This is a genomic window from Virgibacillus byunsanensis (assembly GCF_042675965.1).
GTDB classification, from domain to species: domain Bacteria; phylum Bacillota; class Bacilli; order Bacillales; family Amphibacillaceae; genus Virgibacillus_R; species Virgibacillus_R byunsanensis.
Genome location: NZ_JBHTKJ010000033.1, coordinates 19,733 through 38,265 on the forward strand (window position 1 = coordinate 19,733; position 18,533 = coordinate 38,265).

Below are 18,533 nucleotides of genomic sequence, written 5' to 3' on the forward strand. Positions count from 1 at the left end.
GAATTAATATGGAAATATTTACTTATATGGAAAAATACGATTATGAACAATTGGTTTTTTGTCAGGATAAAAATTCTGGGTTAAAAGCAATTATTGCGATTCACGATACAACTTTGGGGCCAGCACTTGGCGGAACTAGAATGTGGACGTACGATTCTGAAGCAGAAGCAATTGAAGATGCATTACGGTTAGCTAAAGGGATGACATATAAAAATGCAGCAGCTGGTTTGAACCTAGGTGGAGGCAAAACTGTCATTATTGGAGACCCTAAAAAGGATAAAAACCCAGAAATGTTCCGTGCTTTTGGTCGCTATATTCAAGGGCTTAATGGCCGTTATATTACTGCTGAGGACGTTGGTACAACCGAGCATGAAATGGATTTAATTCATATGGAAACAGATTTTGTAACAGGTATCTCACCAGAGTTTGGCTCATCTGGTAACCCTTCCCCAGTTACAGCTTATGGTGTTTATAAAGGGATGAAAGCAGCAGCAAAAGAGGCATATGGTAATGATTCATTAGAAGGTAAGACAGTGGCTGTTCAGGGTGTTGGTAATGTTGCGTATACCTTATGTGAATACTTGCATAATGAAGGTGCTCATTTAATTGTTACCGACATTAACAAAAAAGCAGTAGAGAAAGCTGTTGGAGCATTTGGTGCAAAAGCTGTTGAGCCAGACGATATTTATGATGTTGATTGCGATATATATGCTCCTTGTGCGTTAGGAGCTACGGTTAATGATGATACAATTCCAAAGTTAAAAGCAAAAGTTATCGCAGGTTCAGCAAATAATCAGTTAAAGTCTAAGAAGCATGGTGATATTATTCATGAGATGGGTATTGTTTATGCTCCGGATTATGTCATCAATTCTGGTGGGGTTATCAATGTCGCTGATGAATTAAATGGTTACAACCAAGAAAGAGCTATGAAGCAAGTTGAAACAATTTATGACAGTTTAATAAAAGTTTTTGATATAGCAAGAAGAGATAATATTCCAACTTATGTGGCTGCTGATCGTATGGCTGAAGAGAGAATTGAATCAGTAAGAAAGTCCCGTAGTCAATTTTTGCTAAACGGTCATCATACTTTAAGCAGAAGAAATTAACAATGGAGGTCAACTGTTTTGCAACAACACCAACCGTACAGAATTTTAGTGATTAATCCAGGTTCAACGTCTACAAAAATAGGAGTTTTTGAAAATGAATTGTGCATTTTTGAAAAATCCATTCGTCACGATACTCAAGCCATTGCACAATACAATCGGGTGATTGATCAATATGATTTTCGTAAAAAAGTAATTCTTGAACAATTGAATTATGAAGGAATTAACATATCAAAATTACATGCAGTATGTGGCAGAGGTGGATTACTGAGACCTATTGAAGGTGGAACGTATGAAGTAAACCAACCGATGTTGCAGGATTTAAAAATGGGGTATAACGGTGAACATGCTTCAAATCTGGGAGGTATTATTGCCCATGAAATTGCAAACGGGCTAAATATACCAGCATTTATAGTAGATCCTGTCGTTGTCAATGAGTTAGACGAGATTGCGAAGTTCTCAGGTGTACCAGAAATACCAAGAAAAAGCATTTTTCATGCGCTAAATCAAAAAGCTGTTGCAAGAAAAGCCGCAAACGACATGAATACGACATATGAAAATGTGAACTTAATTGTTACGCATATGGGTGGTGGAATTACCATTGGAGCCCATAAAAATGGAAAAGTGATTGATGTGAACAATGGGCTACACGGTGATGGTCCGTTTTCACCAGAACGAGCAGGGACGGTTCCGGCGGGCGACTTAGTTTCATTATGTTTTTCAGGTCAGTATTACCGCGATGAAATCATGAAAAAGTTAATAGGGCAAGGTGGCCTTGTAGCCTATTTACAAACAAATGATGCTGTAGAAGTAGAGAAACGTATTGAAAACGGTGACGAAGCAGCACAGCAGGTTTATGAGGCAATGGCATATCAAATTGCAAAGGAAATTGGCTCCATGAGTACTGTTTTATCTGGAAATATAGATGCGATTGTTTTAACAGGTGGTCTCGCGTATGGCAAAAAATTTATTGAAATGATAACCAAACGTGTAAATTGGATTGCAGATACCCTTGTTTATCCAGGGGAGAATGAGTTACAGGCACTGAATGAAGGAACATTAAGAGTGCTCCGAAACGAAGAGTTTCCAAAGACTTATCCAAATGATAAAGAAAAGGAGCGAACTATATATGGCGAAAGAATATGATCTTGTCATCCTCGGTGGAGGAACAGGAGGTTATGTAGCTGCTATCCGAGCTTCACAGTTAGGTATGCAAGTTGCTATGGTAGAAAAAGGTGAATTAGGTGGAACATGTTTGCATCGAGGCTGTATACCATCTAAGGCATTATTACGAAGTGCAGAAGTTTTAAAACAAACAAAAGAAGCGAATGAATACGGAATTGAGACAGAAAATCCAACACTTAATTTTACAAAAGTACAAGAAAGAAAAAACAGTATTGTAAAAACGCTACATCAAGGTGTTCAAGGTCTGATGAAAAAAGGAAAGATAGATGTTTTTGAAGGATTCGGGCGAATCTTAGGTCCAAGTATTTTCTCACCGATGCCTGGAACCATTTCCATTGAATATGCAAATGGTGATGAGAACACGATGATAGTTCCTAAAAATGTATTGATAGCGACTGGATCAAAACCAAAGTCACTTCCAGGATTAGAAATTGACGGAACATATGTTATGAGTTCTGATGAAGCACTACAGATGGAAGAACTTCCTTCATCGATCATTATAGTTGGTGGTGGAGTTATTGGAATTGAATGGGCATCCATGCTAGCTGATTTTGGAGTAGACGTAACAGTAGTTGAATACTTAGATCAAATTTTGCCAACTGAAGATGAAGCTATTGCAAAGGAAGTAGAAAAACTTTTGAAAAAGAAAGGTATTACATTTGTTAAATCGGCTAAAGTGCTAGGAGACACCTTAACAAAAGAAAATGGGGTAACAATAGAGGCTGAAGTAAACGGTGAAAAAGAGACGTTTAAAGCTGACAAGATGCTAGTATCGGTTGGTCGAGAAGGAAATACAACTAATATTGGAATTGAAAACACTGATATAGTAGTAGAAAAAGGTTTTATTCATACAAATCAATATTTCCAAACAAAAGAAACACATATATATGCAATTGGAGATGTGATTGGGGGAATGCAATTAGCTCATGTTGCTTCTCATGAAGGTATTGTAGCAGTAGAGCATATGGCAGACCAAAATCCATTACCAATTGAGTATGACAACATCGCATCGTGTATTTATTCAAATCCAGAAGTGGCAAGTGTAGGATTTACAGAGAAAGAAGCTAAGAAAAAGGGATTTGAAGTTAAAGTAGGCAAGTTTCCATTTCAGGCAATTGGAAAAGCGCTTGTACATGGTGAAACAGATGGTTTTGTAAAAATAATTGTAGATAAAAATACCGAAGACCTATTAGGTATTCATATGGTTGGTCCTCATGTAACTGATATGATCTCAGAAGCGGGACTAGCGAAAGTGCTAGATGCAACGCCATGGGAAGTAGCACACACTATTCATCCACACCCTTCTCTATCAGAGGTAATGGGTGAAGCAGCATTAGCTGTTGAGGGTAAACAGATACACGGTTAAATTAAAGGAGGGACTTTTAATGGCAAAAAATCGCCATGAAGCATTAGGCTTAACGGATGAACAAGTATTAGATATGTTTAGAACCATGCTTTTTGCAAGAAAAATTGATGAACGAATGTGGTTATTAAATCGTGCTGGTAAGATTCCTTTTGTCATTTCTTGTCAAGGACAAGAAGCAGCACAAGTAGGAGCATCTTTCGCAATGAATCGGGAAAGTGATTATGTAGCACCATATTATCGTGATATGGGAGTAGTACTCGCATTTGGCATGACCGCGAAGGAATTAATGCTATCAGGATTTGCTAAAGCCGAGGATCCTAACTCTGGTGGTCGACAAATGCCTGGACATTTTGGTCAAAAGACAAATAGAATTTTGTCAGGATCATCTCCTGTTACAACACAGCTCCCACACGCAGTTGGTGTTGCTTTAGCTGCTAAAATGGAGAAGAAGGATATAGTGTCACTCGTGACACTTGGTGAGGGTTCTTCCAACCAAGGAGATTTTCATGAAGGCTTAAACTTTGCCGGAGTGCATAAATTACCAGTTATTACAATGGTTGAAAATAATAAATATGCGATTTCAGTTCCGATTGAAAGGCAGTTAGCTTGTGAGAATGTGTCAGACCGAGCAATAGGCTACGGAATGCCAGGATTTACAGTTGATGGTAATGATCCTTTAGCAGTATATGAAGCAGTAAAAGAAGCTAGAGAACGTGCTGTTAATGGGGAAGGTCCTACATTAATTGAAGCCGTGTCATATCGTTTAACTGCCCATTCAAGTGATGATGATGACCGTTTATATCGTGAAAGTGATGAAGTAGAAGAGGCAAAGAAGAAAGACTCTATTATTACATTTGCAACGTATTTAAAAGAAGCAGGGATTCTTACTGATGACGTAGAGAAAAAAATGAATGATGAAATTAGCGACATTGTTAACGAAGCAACAGATTATGCTGAAGAAGCACCATACGCAGAGCCGGAATCTGCTTTAAAATATGTATACGAAGAGTAGGGAGGGAAATATGCAATGCCAGTAATGTCATATATTCAAGCTGTAACAACAGCATTAAGAGAAGAAATGCAACGTGATGAAAAAGTTTTTGTTTTAGGGGAAGATGTTGGAAAAAAAGGCGGTGTTTTCCGAGCTACAGACGGATTATACGATGAGTTTGGAGACTACCGAGTATTAGATACCCCTTTGGCTGAATCTGCTATTGCAGGAGTAGGTATTGGGGCAGCTATGTATGGAATGCGACCAGTAGCAGAAATGCAATTTGCTGATTTTATTATGCCAGCAGTAAACCAGATTATCTCTGAAGCTGCAAAAATGAGATATCGATCAAATAATGATTGGAGCGCTCCAATTACAATCCGCGCCCCGTATGGTGGTGGTGTGCATGGTGCATTATACCATTCACAATCTGTTGAATCGGTATTCGCTAATCAACCAGGTTTAAAGATTGTTATGCCATCAACACCTTATGATGTGAAAGGATTGCTTAAAGCATCTATACGTGATAACGATCCTGTCCTTTTCTTTGAACATAAACGTGCTTATCGTTTGTTAAAAGGTGAGGTTCCAGAAGATGATTACGTACTTCCAATTGGCAAAGCCGATGTAAAAAGGGAAGGAACTGACGTTACGATTATAACGTATGGTTTATGTGTACACTTTGCTTTGCAGGCAGCAGAGAAATTAGCTGAAGAAGGTGTAGATGCTCATATCCTTGATTTGCGCACCATTTATCCACTTGATAAAGAGGGTATTATTGAAGCAGCTAAAAAGACAGGAAAAGTGTTATTAATTACAGAGGATAATAAGGAAGGAAGCATTATTGGAGAAGTGGCTGCAATCATTGCAGAAAACTGCTTATTTGATTTAGATGCTCCCGTACAGCGTTTAGCAGGACCAGATGTACCTTCTATGCCTTACGCACCAACTATGGAAAAATACTTTATGATTAATCCAGATAAAGTGGAAGAAGCAATACGTGAATTAGCTGAATTTTAAACTGAATAAAGGAGGGAACTCTTATGGCTACAGAAAAAATTAACATGCCCCAATTAGGTGAAAGTGTAACAGAAGGTACGATTAGTTCATGGCTTGTAAAAGCAGGGGATCATGTTAACAAATACGATCCAATTGCTGAGGTAATGACTGATAAAGTAAACGCAGAGGTTCCATCTTCGTTCACTGGAGTTATCAAAGAACTTCGTGCACAAGAAGGAGATACAATCGCAGTAGGTGAATTGATGTGTTATATCGATACAGAAGGTGGTACTAACGCTGAGGAGCCTGCGACATCAACTGAAAAAGTTGAAGCTAAGTCAGAAAACGGTGAAGCTGATGAAGTAGAACCAGAAGATCAATCAATGAAAAAACGTTACTCACCTGCTGTGTTAAGAATGGCTCAAGAAAATGCCATCGACCTGGCCAATGTTAGCGGTAGTGGACGTGGTGGTAGAATCACCAGAAAAGATATTGAAAAAATCATTGCATCTGGGGACATTCCAAAGGCAAGTGAAGCAAGTATTTCCAAACAAGAAAGTCCTGCACAGACAAAACAACAAGGCCAAGCACAACCGAAACAATCAGCACCTCAGCCTAGTACACAAACCGGGGATATTGAAATACCGGTAACAGGTGTTCGTAAAGCAATTGCACAAAATATGGTACGCTCAACAACAGAAATCCCACATGCTTGGATGACTGTTGAGATTGACGTGACGGATCTCGTTCAATATAGAAATCAAGTGAAAAATGATTTCAAACAAAAAGAAGGCTTTGGTTTAACATTCTTTAGTTTCTTTGTGAAAGCTGTTGCACAGGCGTTAAAAGAATTCCCACAACTTAACAGTTCATGGGCAGAAGATAAAATTATTCAACGCAAGGACATCAATTTATCTATTGCTGTGGCGAAGGACCAAGAGCTATTTGTACCGGTAATTAAGCATGCAGATGAAAAAAGTATAAAGGGAATTGCAAAGGATATTCATGAGTTAGCAATGAAAGCGCGGTCTGGTAAATTAACCTCAGAAGACATGCAAGGAGGCACGTTTACCGTAAACAATACAGGTTCATTTGGTTCCATTCATTCGATGGGTGTCATTAATCACCCTCAAGCTGCTATATTGCAGGTAGAATCGATTGTCAAACGTCCTGTAATAGTAAATGATATGTTTGCAGCTAGAGATATGGTAAATCTATCTCTTTCACTTGATCATCGTATACTAGATGGTCTAGTCTGTGGTAATTTCTTAGCTAGAGTAAAAGAGATATTAGAAAATATGAACAAAGAAACTACAAACGTTTATTAAAATACTGGTGTCTAAAGTATTTTGAATTGAAATCTAGGCGTAAAATTGATAAGCTGAATATAGGTTATACTTATAATTACTCAAAATAAGGGGATGGATGTTCAAATGGATTTTAATTTATTCATGAACGATGTAGTTGACGCTGCCCGTAAAGATATTAAAGAAGCAGGATATGAGGAGCTTACTACTCCAGATGAAGTAGATCAGGCACTTAGCCGTGAAGGTACCACACTCGTTATGGTCAATTCAGTTTGTGGTTGTGCTGGTGGTGTAGCTCGACCTGCAGCAGCTAATGCGGTACATTATGATAAACGACCAGATCACTTAGTAACTGTCTTTGCTGGTCAGGATCGTGAAGCAACTGAAAAAGCTAGAGGTTATTTTGAAGGATATGCACCTTCATCACCTTCATTTGCTTTCTTAAAGGACGGTAAAATTGTTACAATGGTAGAACGTTCTGATATTGAAGGCTTTGGTGCAGTTGACGTAATTGGTAAGCTTCAACAAGTTTTCGATCAAAATTGTAAAGAAATTTAGTACAATTAAAAATGATACTGAGGCTGTCTCAACTTATACGGGTCAGCCTCATTTTATTAAAATATAGTATATAGAATAGATGATAAGGGAGATTTTATCGTGAAGATTGGCTATCGAACAATAAAGACTGCAATTGGTACACCAATTGCTATTTCGATTGCTCAATTATTAGGTCTAACAAATTTCGTTTCTGCAGGGATTCTTACCATACTATGTATTCAGCCATCAAGGAAGCGTTCAGTTCTCAGTGCATGGCATCGATTTGCAGCCTGTATCATTGCAATTATCTTTTCTATCATATTATTTGAGATTTTGGGCTATAACCCTGTTGCTATCGGGATCATGCTGGCTATTTTTATTCCGGTGACAGTGATGTTAAAAATTACTCCAGGAATTGCAACTAGTTCGGTTATCATATTACATATATATAGTGCCCGACAAATCAGTACCGGGTTACTAATAGATGAGTTCATCTTAATAGTAGTTGGTGTTGGCACAGGATTATTATTAAATTTGTACATGCCTAGTTTAGATAACAAATTGAAAGTTAAACAAGAAAAATTGGAGAATAATTTTCAGGCCATCTTAAATGAAATTGCTTTGTACATACGAGATAACAACGAAGAGTGGGATGGTAAAGAAATTACCCAGACAGAAGAAATTTTAGAAGATGCAACTGAATTAGTCTCATTAGATAGGGAAAATCACCTTTTAAGGAATGAACACCCTTATAACGACTATTTTAGTATGCGATCGAGACAATTTGAGTTATTAAAAAAGATGTTACCATTAGTCAGCAGATTACCAAAGACTGATGCCATATCATTACAAATAGCTGCTTTTTTTGAAAAGCTATCAGATGCAGTTCATCCAGGGAATACAGCTATTGTTTATCTGGAAGAACTAGAACTTTTGCGAACAAAATTTGATCAAGAAGAATTGCCTTCGACAAGAGAGGCTTTTGAAACAAGAGCAAATCTATTTCGCCTGCTGCATGAGATTGAAGACTACCTGTTACTTAAAGAGAAATTCAAAAAAAGTGACCTAAAGAAGAAAAATAGAAGAGACTGAACAGATGAAAGATTGTCCAGTCTCCATTTCTTTTTCTAAAAACTTGCAAACATAGCCAGTCCAGTTGTTATGGCTGATAGTACCATGGCAATAACCATAATATATATAACTACTTTAACTCTTCGTTCACGCTTTGATTTTCTTGGCTTAGCTGATTTATATGCCTGTTTTGCAACCAATGTTAAATCCTCCTTCAATCCTATGTGCTATTTATATTTTATCGTTAAAATTAGTAATGGACAAGTGGTAAAAATAATTAAACTGGAATTAGTTAATATTTAGTATAACTATTCTAATTTACTAGAAAATGGGGGCAAATGTATGAGTACAAATGAAAAATCAGAACAAGATTGGAAGTCATCGGTTGATTCAACAATAAAGCGCTTTCCGGAAAGAAAAGATTCATTTACAACATCTTCTAATATTGAGGTTGATCGACTCTATTATTCAGAAGGTGAAAATGATTCATCAGACCAGTTGGGTTTTCCTGGTCAGTATCCGTATACAAGAGGAATTCAACCAACTATGTATCGTAGTCGGTTTTGGACGATGCGCCAATATGCAGGTTTTGGTTCAGCTGAAGAAACAAACAAACGTTTTCGTTATCTATTAGACCAAGGTCAAACAGGTCTTTCTGTTGCTTTTGATCTACCTACACAAATTGGTTATGATTCTGACGATATTATGGCTGAAGGTGAAGTGGGTAAGGTAGGAGTTGCGATTGATTCCTTACACGATATGGAGCAGTTATTAGACCAAATCCCACTTGATAAAGTTAGCACCTCGATGACAATTAATGCATCTGCATCAGTTTTACTTTGCATGTATATTGCAGTTGGGGAAAAACAAGGTGTGCCAATGGAAAAGTTAACCGGTACTATTCAAAATGATATCTTAAAAGAATACATTGCACGTGGAACATACATCTACCCACCAAAACCGTCGATGCGATTAATTACCAATATCTTTGAATATTGTCAAAAAAACGTACCGAAATTTAACACAATTAGTATTTCAGGTTACCATATAAGAGAAGCAGGTTCGACTGCCGTTCAAGAAGCCGCATTTACCATTGCAAATGGTATTGCATATGTTGATGCAGCACTAGAGTCAGGACTTGATGTTGATACATTTGCGCCTCGATTAGCATTCTTTTTCAATGCACACAATAACTTTTTTGAAGAGGTTGCGAAATTTCGTGCTGCAAGAAGAATTTGGGCTAAAATAATGAAGGAACAATATAAAGCCAAAGATCCAAAGAGTTGGAAAATGCGATTCCATACTCAAACGGGCGGCTCCACACTTACAGCGCAACAGCCTGACAATAATATTGTTCGGGTAACATTGCAAGCACTGGCTGCTGTAATGGGGGGGACGCAAAGTTTACATACAAACTCACGAGATGAAGCATTGTCATTGCCTACAGAAGACTCAGCACGAATTGCACTGCGAACACAACAAATAATTGCTAATGAGAGCGGAGTAGCAGATACAATTGATCCGTTAGGTGGATCTTATTATGTAGAAGAGTTAACAAATGTGATTGAAGAGCAAGTGCAAGAATATTTAGAGCGTATTAATGAAATTGGCGGAGCTGTACAGGCAGTGGAAGAGGGCTATATGCAGCGTGAAATTCAGCAAAATGCATACGAAACACAGAAACGAATCGAAAAAGAAGAAGAAGTAATTGTAGGTCTAAATAAGTTCAAGATTGATGAGGAAGTCAATCCTGACCTATTGAAGGTTGATGAAGCATTGGAAAGTGCTCAAATAAAATCAATAGAAGTGATTCGAAAAAATAGAGATCAAGAATCTGTCGATAATACGTTAGCAGCGATTAGAAAACATGTAAAAACTAAAGACACTAATTTAATTCCATTTATTTTAGATGCTGTTAAAGCATACGCAACAATAGGGGAAATCTGTAACGTTTTACGTGATGAATTTGGAGAGTATATAGGAATGTAGAAGGGAGAAAGTCATATGGGGAAAATTCGAGTATTAATTGCAAAACCAGGTTTGGATGGTCATGATCGGGGGGCATTAGTTATAGCGCAAGCATTACGTGATCATGGGATGGAAGTTATCTATACAGGATTAAGACAAACTCCTGTACAAATAGCCCAGGCAGCAGTGCAGGAGGATGTGGATGTCATTGGTTTATCATCTTTATCAGGTGCACATCGAACGCTATTTCCAAAAGTTATTGATGCCTTAAAAGAGCGTAATGCTCTTGATATTCCTGTTGTGGCTGGTGGGGTTATCCCAAGTGAAGATATCTCTTTTTTAGAAGAAAAGGGTATAAATAAAATTTTCACTAGTGGTTCATCAACCGATGTTCTAGCAAACTATATAAAGCAGTTAATAGAACCAGAAGAAACAGTGGTAGAAAGTCCTAAAAAGATTGCTCATATAGGTATTGCTGTAAACAGTATTGATGCTGCTATACCTTTTTATATGAATTCTTTAGGTTTAGAGCTAGAAGGTGTGGAGACGGTAGAATCTGAGGGAGTTAAAGTTGCCTTTTTAAGAATTGGTGAATCACGTTTTGAATTACTCGAAGCACTAAGTGATTCTTCTCCAATCCGTCAATTTATTAATAAAAAAGGGGAGGGCGTTCATCATATTGCTATGGAAGTAGATAATATCACCGAACGCCTCGACCAACTTCGGAAAGAAGGAATTAAACTAATAAATGACGAACCGAAACAAGGCGCTCATAATAGTCAAATTGCTTTTGTTCATCCAAAAGCTGCAAATGGGGTATTATTCGAGTTGTGCCAGCACACAGAAGGAAGTGAGTAATAATGGACATTTTCGATAAAATTAACGAACTTTATGATAAACGCAGAATGGTTGAACTTGGTGGTGGGGATGAACGCATACAGAAGCAGCATGCAAAGGGGAAGATGACAGCTAGAGAACGTATCGATTATTTATTGGATGAAGGAACATTTGTAGAATTAAATCCTTTCATGGAACATCGTGGAACTGACTTCGGAATGGATAACAACATCGCTAAAGGCGAAGGCGTCGTTACTGGATATGGCAAAGTTAACGGTAAAGCAATCTATTTATTTGCTCAGGATTTTACTGTATATGGTGGAGCACTAGGAGAAATGCATGGTAAAAAGATTGCTGCTGTTATGGACTTAGCAGCGAAAAACGGCGTTCCATTTATCGGATTAAATGATTCTGGAGGAGCGCGAATACAAGAAGGTGTTTCATCTCTGGATGGATATGGACAAGTATTTTACCGTAATTCTATTTATTCAGGTGTCATCCCTCAAATTTCAGTTATTATGGGGCCAAGTGCAGGTGGTGCTGTTTATTCACCTGCCATAACTGACTTTGTTATAATGGTTGAAAAAACATCTCAAATGTTCATAACAGGCCCAAAAGTAATTGAAACAGTAACTGGTGAACAAATTTCAGCTGAAGACTTGGGTGGGGCACATATTCATAACTCAAAGAGTGGCAATGCTCATATTAAAACAGAGAATGAAGAAGAAGCTTTAGATGCTGTGCGTAGTTTGATAGCCTATTTACCTGCAAACAACAAAGAAAAAGCATCCATTGAAACAACGGAAAAGGAAGATAACCTAAGGCCTGACTTAACCGATATTGTCCCTTTTGATGCAATACGCCCGTATGATGTCAAAAAAGTGATTGAACAGGTTGTGGATACAGATAGTTTCTTTGAAATACATAAAAACTTTGCAAAAAATATTGTGGTTGGTTTTGCTCGTATAAAAGGAGAAACAGTTGGACTTGTATGCAACCAGCCCAAATATTTAGCAGGAGGGTTAGACATTGATTCTAGTGATAAAGCAGCCCGGTTTATCCGATTTTGTGATTCATTTAATATTCCGTTGATCACATTTGAAGATGTAACAGGCTTTTTCCCAGGTATAAAGCAAGAGCATGGGGGAATCATTCGTCATGGTGCAAAGATCTTGTACGCATACTCAGAAGCAACCGTTCCGAAAATCACCATTATTACACGAAAAGCATATGGCGGTGCATATGTAGCGTTGAATAGTAAGTCGATTGGTGCTGATCTTGTATACGCTTGGCCAAATGCCGAAATAGCTGTAATGGGTCCAGAAGGTGCTGCGAACATCATCTTTGCAAAGGAAATTGCAGAAAGTGAAAACCCAGAACGAACACGTCAAGACAAGATCGACACGTACCGAGAAAAGTTTGCCAATCCATATGTCGCAGCTGGATTAGGAATGGTTGATGATGTAATTGACCCAAGAGAAACACGTATTAAGCTTATCCAAGCCTTGGAGATGCTTTCTAATAAGCAAGAAGATCGACCAAAGAAAAAACACGGCAATATACCATTATAGTTAGACGTACACATAGGAGGATTTATAATGACAGCAGTAAATCAAGAAAGATTAATTAATGAATTTTTTGAACTAGTGAAAGTTGATTCAGAAACAAAATTTGAAGCTGAAATTGCTGAAGTGCTAAAAAAGAAATTTACAGACCTTGGAGTTGAAGTGATAGAGGATTCCAGTAAAGAAGAGACGGGTCATAGTGCAGGAAACCTTATCTGTACATTAAAAGGAAATAAAGAAGGTGTTGATCCCATTTATTTCACCTCTCACATGGATACAGTTGTTCCAGGTAAAGGGATTAAACCATCAATTAAAGATGGCTATATTGTTTCAGATGGAACAACCATTCTAGGTGCAGATGATAAAGCTGGTCTTGCCGCAATTTTTGAATCTATTCGTTCTTTACAAGAAAACAATATACAACACGGGGATATACAGTTTGTTATAACGGTTGGGGAAGAATCTGGTTTGGTAGGTGCTAAAGCATTAGATAAGTCCTTACTAAATGCAAACTATGGATATGCAATTGATAGCAATGGAACAGTTGGTGATATTATAGTAGCAGCACCAACCCAAGCGAAGCTGTTTACCGTGATTAAAGGAAAAACAGCACACGCTGGTGTCGCACCAGAAAAGGGTGTTTCTGCAATAACAATCGCAGCAAAAGCGATAGCTAAAATGCCACTTGGTCGCATTGACGAGGAGACAACTGCAAATATAGGGCGTTTTGAAGGTGGCAAACAAACCAATATAGTCGTTGATCACGTTGAAATATTAGCAGAAGCTCGTTCATTGATTCCAGAGAAAATGGAAGATCAAGTTACTAAAATGAAAGAAGCATTTGAGAAAACAGCAGAGGAACTTGGAGGAAAAGCGGAAGTCGATGTGAAAATCATGTATCCTGGTTTTAAGCGTGCTGAAGGGGACCAAGTTGTAGAGGTCGCTCGAAATGCGGCAAAAGCGATTGGCAGAGAAAGTAAACTATTAAAAAGCGGTGGTGGCAGTGATGCTAATGTAATCGCTGGACTAGGAATTCCAACTGTAAACTTAGCAGTTGGATACGAAGAAATTCATACAACAAATGAACGAATCGCTGTTGATGAACTGGTAAAGATCGCTGAACTGGTTACTGAGATTATGAAAGAAGTAGCAAAGTAAATGGAACAAAATCCCTGTTAGGTAGATGATCCTAACAGGGTACTTTTTTTAGGTTGTTTTCGTAAAGCAAGTTGCTTTTGAGAGAATAGGTATAAACTGCGACTTAACTTTAGGCTTATTTCTAAGAACGCGTGCTATTGCCGTCGTCTGGAATCGCTACGGTCGGATGCTTTCCGCGGGCACGGCTTCAGCCTCCGAAGCGGAAAACCACCGCTTCGGTGTCTTCAGATACGTGCTGTTCCCGCAGGACAAGGAGAGCTTCGACAGCGTTACATCGCACGCAGAAAATTGGTTTATATTTTCAAGGAGTCACCGCCCTCCGCTCACCCTGACTGGTAAGGGGTTCTATTAATACTAATACAGTCCCACGACAGTAACAGAAATAACAGCAGAGGGAATACACGTAGACTCCTTGAAAATGTAAAGACCACATTTTCCTCGTGCGATGCCAAGCTATGTAGCTTTCCTTGTCCTGTGGGAGCAGAGGCCTAGGAGGCTGTCCGACGAAGTGAAATTGCCGAATATTTATTCAAAATATGGTGGATTATACATTAATAATTCAGTGTGAATGCATATATATTCACAGAAATTATTCCATCGGACAGCCTCCTAGGAGGCTCATCGGCCGCCCACGGGTAGAAGACACTGCGCAGTGAAACGAAGCAGATGTCGCACTTGTACCCGGATGGGTGAAAGCGAAGTGTAATTCCGTAGCGGTAGGTTAACCGTCACATCAAGTTATGTCGCAGTTTACATCAACTATGAAGATGAAAAGGCATCAATGCGTACGAAAACAGCCCTTTTTTATGCTATAATATTAATATAGTCTATTAGTGTAAAGGGATGTAATGTTTATGACACAGCCTAGTCCAAAAAAGGGTCGGGTTATTTATCATATTGATATGAACTGCTTCTATGCTTCTGTAGAAATGGCATACAATCAAGACTTAAAAGGAAAGCCGTTAGCCATTGCCGGAAATCCTGAGGAACGTAAAGGGATCATCGTTACAAGCAGCTATGAAGCTAGAGCAAAGGGTGTCAAAACAACCATGCCATTGTGGCAAGCTAGAAAACTATGTCCAGAGCTAATAGTAATGCGTCCAAATTTTGAAAGATATCGTACTGCTTCTAAGGAAATATTTAAAATCTTATCTGAAGTCACCCCCTACGTACAACCAGTTTCAATTGACGAGGGATATATGGATGTAACAGACAGTCAACAACATGGGAATCCAATAGAAACAGCATATTATTTACAAGAAAAAATAGTAAAAGAACTCGACTTACCATGCAGCATCGGTATTGCACCAAATAAGTTTTTAGCAAAGATGGCTTCTGATATGAAAAAACCATTAGGAATAACCGTCTTACGCAAAAGAGAGTTGTCTCATAAGTTATGGCCACTTCCTGTTGGAGAAATGTATGGTGTTGGAGAAAAAACAGCAGCAAAATTAAATACAATTGAAGTTAACACAATAGGTAATCTTGCTAATAAAGATGTCTATCAGTTAAAACAATTGCTAGGAGTTAATGGAGAACGTTTGAAAAATAGGGCAAATGGTATTGACACAACACCAGTAGACCCAGATGCAATATATGAATTTAAGAGTATTGGAAGTTCACAAACGTTACCACAGGATACAACTGATGAATTGGAAATTTCAAAACTTATGAATCAGCTTGCTGAGAGTGTTGATCGGCGGTTGAAACGTAAACAAGCAGTTGGACGTAGTGTGCAAATTACCATTCGATATCATAACCGAAGAACAATTACCCGTAGTAAAAAGGTAAATATGTATATAGAGAAAAAGTCAGACATACTTCATGTTGCAAATGAATTATTCCAAAAGCATTGGGACTTAGAACCTATTCGGTTATTAGGGATTACTGTACAGGATGTTGATGAAAAACAAAACATAGCTCATCAACTTAACTTATTTACCTATGAACAAGAAGCAAGTAAAGAGAAGTTGTATTCCGCTATTGATTCTTTATCGGAAAAGTATGGGAAGAACCCATTTATTCAATGGAATGAAAAGAATCTAGAAGAAAAGGAACAGCCAAGAACCAGCTTCCAAAAGGACTTTTTAGATGACTATAAACGGCCATAAAACAGCCTACACTATAAATGGTGTAGGCTGTTGCTTACTTCATTATTTTTTTTACTAGAGAGTGAGCTATTTTGCTACCGGGATAGCGTAATGGAATATCAAATTTCGTGGTTTTTTTTATTATACTTTTTCTATGTGAGAAGGTATCAAAACTAGATTTACCATGATATGATCCCATTCCACTACTTCCAACGCCATCAAATGGAAGATGAGGATTTGCAAAATGATAAAGCGTATCGTTTATACAACCTCCTCCAAATGATACGTTTTCCAGTTGTTGCTGATATTTCTCTTTCTCACCAAAATAATAGAGTGCGAGAGGTTTATCTCTACCCTTAAGTTCAGATATTACTTCATCTAGTTCCGTAAAGGTTAACACTGGTAAAATTGGACCAAAAATTTCTTCTTGCATAATTGGGTCACTCCAGGTGATATTTTCTAGTATCGTCGGTTCAAATGCTAGATTTTCTAAATCAGAATTACCACCATGGACAACTTTACCATTCGATACGAAACTGTTTAATCGATCAAAATGTCGGGTATTAATTATACGAACGTAGTCTTGATTCTGAAGTGGTTTTTTACTGTATAAATCCTTGATATATTTCTTCAACGCTTTAACTAACTTTGCTTTTACTTTCTCATGTACATATAGATAATCAGGCGCAATACAGGTCTGTCCTGCATTTGTAAGTTTCCCCCACACGATACGTTTTGCAGCTAAATCGATATTAGCATCTCTATTTATAATAGCAGGGCTTTTCCACCTAACTCCAATGTAACTGGTGTTAAGTTTTTACTAGCTTCTCGCATAATTATTTTATCGACTTCTGTGCTTCCTGTGAAAAAGATATAATCAACGTGTTGATCAAGTAATTGTTGATTTACTTCTTTTGCACCTTGAAAACTGCAAAATAGGAAAGCTCAAACGTGTCATGAATCATATCTGCAAGCAAAGAAGAAGTTGATTGTGTATATTCAGATGGCTTTAAAACTACCGTATTACCTGCAGCTATTGCACCAATTACAGGGGCAATAGCTAATTGTAATGGATAATTCCATGGAGATATAACCAATGTGACCCCATATGGTTCTTTATAAATATAATTTTTAGTCCCTTTATGGGTAATGGGAGAATCTACTTTTTCTGGGTCCATCCAGTCCTTTAGTTGCTTGACTGTGAAATCAATCTCAGTATAAAGTACGCCTAATTCTGTTGTTAGTGTTTCGTATGATGATTTATTCAAGTCATCTTTAAGTGCCTGATAGATGTGTTGTTCAAACTTCTTAAGCATCGTTTTCAGTACCTTTAGTTGATTGATGCGGAAAGAATATTTTAATGTAGTACCATTGTGAAAGTATTGCCGTTGTTTGATCATTAATGCTTCTATTTGTTCCATTATAATCACTCCCTTAATGATTATAGGGTTACCTTATAAAAATCAGAAGCAAGTTCTGTATTTGGAAAAATATGACGTGCCTCATTTAATAATTGCTGGTTATCTTCTTTTTGATAACGGGAGGAAATATGTGTTAATACTAATTTTTTAACATTACTTTCTTTCGCAAAATATGCGGCCTGGGTTGTCGTTGAATGAGAATATTGTTTTGCCATATCTTCTTTATCCTGATTAAATGTTGCCTCATGTACCAGAACATCCGAATGTTTAACAAATGATTCATATTCGTGAGAGGCGCGCGTATCTCCAAGTATGGAAATAACTCGTCCTTTTTTATTAGGACCTACGAAATCCTCTCGTTGAATCTGCTGACCATCAACTGTTGTTACGGTCGGGTTATCTTTTATTTTTTGGTAAATTGGGCCAGGGTCAATACCAGCATCTTTTAACTTATCAACTAATAATTCACCAGCTTTATCTTTTTCTACAATCCGAAATCCATAGCTTTGTATACCATGGTCAAGTGTTCTGCAATTAACAGAAATGGTTTCGTCCTCATATAATTGACCTGCTGTTATTTCAATAATAGACAAGGGATATAACAAGTGTGTTCCACTTACTTTAAGACTAGTATTAATATATTCTTTTATACCAGGTGGACCATATACAGTTAATAAATCATCACCACCTTGAAATGAACGACTGCTTAATAGTCCTGGTAGACCAAAGATATGATCACCATGCATATGTGTAATAAAAATTTTATTTATTTTTCTTGGTTTGATAGAAGTGTGCAGGATTTGATGTTGTGTTGATTCACCACAATCAAATAACCATATACTATTTTTTTCTTGTAATAACGTGAGAGCAATAGCTGATACATTTCGTTCTTTAGAAGGTATTCCTGACCCAGTGCCAAGAAAGATTAATTCCAT

The 18,533-nt window shown here is 37.7% G+C and carries 15 protein-coding genes and 1 pseudogene; 13 read left to right on the forward strand and 3 right to left on the reverse strand.

Annotation, left to right across the window (positions count from 1 at the left end; translation table 11 throughout):
* Positions 1-8: 8 nt before the first annotated feature.
* The 8 genes from bcd to ACFQ3N_RS12485 all read left to right on the forward strand — a co-directional run bounded on the left by bcd (position 9) and on the right by ACFQ3N_RS12485 (position 8,580).
* A complete protein-coding gene (gene bcd / locus ACFQ3N_RS12450) occupies positions 9-1,106 on the forward strand; it encodes a branched-chain amino acid dehydrogenase (RefSeq protein ID WP_390362854.1) in 1,098 nt (365 codons plus the stop codon).
* Between the two features lie 18 nt (positions 1,107-1,124).
* A complete protein-coding gene (buk, locus tag ACFQ3N_RS12455) occupies positions 1,125-2,249 on the forward strand; it encodes a butyrate kinase (RefSeq protein ID WP_390362855.1) in 1,125 nt (374 codons plus the stop codon).
* On the forward strand, positions 2,233-3,654 hold the full coding sequence (gene lpdA, locus ACFQ3N_RS12460) for a dihydrolipoyl dehydrogenase (RefSeq protein WP_390362856.1): 1,422 nt from the start codon (positions 2,233-2,235) through the stop codon (positions 3,652-3,654). The genes buk and lpdA overlap by 17 nt, the downstream gene beginning before the upstream one ends.
* 19 nt (positions 3,655-3,673) lie before the next feature.
* Positions 3,674-4,666, forward strand: a complete 993-nt coding sequence (locus tag ACFQ3N_RS12465) for a thiamine pyrophosphate-dependent dehydrogenase E1 component subunit alpha (protein WP_390362857.1) — start codon at positions 3,674-3,676, stop codon at positions 4,664-4,666.
* Between the two features lie 15 nt (positions 4,667-4,681).
* Positions 4,682-5,665, forward strand: coding sequence for an alpha-ketoacid dehydrogenase subunit beta (locus ACFQ3N_RS12470; RefSeq protein WP_390362858.1), 984 nt, complete (start codon positions 4,682-4,684; stop codon positions 5,663-5,665).
* A 23-nt stretch (positions 5,666-5,688) separates the two neighbouring features.
* Positions 5,689-6,972: a dihydrolipoamide acetyltransferase family protein gene (locus ACFQ3N_RS12475; protein ID WP_390362859.1), complete on the forward strand. Its 1,284-nt coding sequence runs from the start codon at positions 5,689-5,691 to the stop codon at positions 6,970-6,972.
* A 105-nt stretch (positions 6,973-7,077) separates the two neighbouring features.
* Positions 7,078-7,509, forward strand: coding sequence for a BrxA/BrxB family bacilliredoxin (locus tag ACFQ3N_RS12480; RefSeq protein WP_390362860.1), 432 nt, complete (start codon positions 7,078-7,080; stop codon positions 7,507-7,509).
* 99 nt (positions 7,510-7,608) lie between these two features.
* Positions 7,609-8,580 carry an aromatic acid exporter family protein gene (locus ACFQ3N_RS12485; RefSeq protein WP_390362861.1) on the forward strand — a complete coding sequence of 324 codons (972 nt, stop codon included), beginning with the start codon at positions 7,609-7,611 and terminating at the stop codon, positions 8,578-8,580.
* Between the two features lie 35 nt (positions 8,581-8,615).
* Here the strand turns inward: ACFQ3N_RS12485 and prli42 are convergent, their stop codons facing one another.
* On the reverse strand, positions 8,616-8,759 hold the full coding sequence (gene prli42 / locus ACFQ3N_RS12490; RefSeq protein ID WP_390362862.1) for a stressosome-associated protein Prli42: 144 nt from the start codon (positions 8,757-8,759) through the stop codon (positions 8,616-8,618).
* A gap of 142 nt (positions 8,760-8,901) precedes the next feature.
* On the opposite strand from prli42, the gene ACFQ3N_RS12495 reads away from it, so the two are divergent.
* The 5 genes from ACFQ3N_RS12495 to ACFQ3N_RS12515 all read left to right on the forward strand — a co-directional run bounded on the left by ACFQ3N_RS12495 (position 8,902) and on the right by ACFQ3N_RS12515 (position 16,198).
* Positions 8,902-10,548, forward strand: coding sequence for an acyl-CoA mutase large subunit family protein (locus tag ACFQ3N_RS12495; protein WP_390362863.1), 1,647 nt, complete (start codon positions 8,902-8,904; stop codon positions 10,546-10,548).
* 15 nt (positions 10,549-10,563) lie between these two features.
* Positions 10,564-11,385, forward strand: coding sequence for a methylmalonyl-CoA epimerase (gene mce, locus ACFQ3N_RS12500; RefSeq protein WP_390362864.1), 822 nt, complete (start codon positions 10,564-10,566; stop codon positions 11,383-11,385).
* A gap of 2 nt (positions 11,386-11,387) precedes the next feature.
* Positions 11,388-12,935: an acyl-CoA carboxylase subunit beta gene (locus ACFQ3N_RS12505; RefSeq protein WP_390362865.1), complete on the forward strand. Its 1,548-nt coding sequence runs from the start codon at positions 11,388-11,390 to the stop codon at positions 12,933-12,935.
* A 27-nt stretch (positions 12,936-12,962) separates the two neighbouring features.
* The gene (locus ACFQ3N_RS12510; RefSeq protein ID WP_390362866.1) at positions 12,963-14,087 is read left to right on the forward strand and encodes a M20/M25/M40 family metallo-hydrolase; all 1,125 of its coding nucleotides are present in this window, start codon (positions 12,963-12,965) and stop codon (positions 14,085-14,087) included.
* Between the two features lie 854 nt (positions 14,088-14,941).
* Positions 14,942-16,198, forward strand: a complete 1,257-nt coding sequence (locus tag ACFQ3N_RS12515) for a DNA polymerase IV (protein WP_390362867.1) — start codon at positions 14,942-14,944, stop codon at positions 16,196-16,198.
* A gap of 34 nt (positions 16,199-16,232) precedes the next feature.
* Here ACFQ3N_RS12515 and ACFQ3N_RS12520 read toward each other — a convergent pair.
* Both ACFQ3N_RS12520 and rnz read right to left on the reverse strand, forming a co-directional pair.
* Positions 16,233-17,598 (reverse strand): annotated as a pseudogene (locus tag ACFQ3N_RS12520) (aldehyde dehydrogenase).
* A gap of 20 nt (positions 17,599-17,618) precedes the next feature.
* A complete protein-coding gene (rnz, locus tag ACFQ3N_RS12525; protein WP_390362868.1) occupies positions 17,619-18,533 on the reverse strand; it encodes a ribonuclease Z in 915 nt (304 codons plus the stop codon).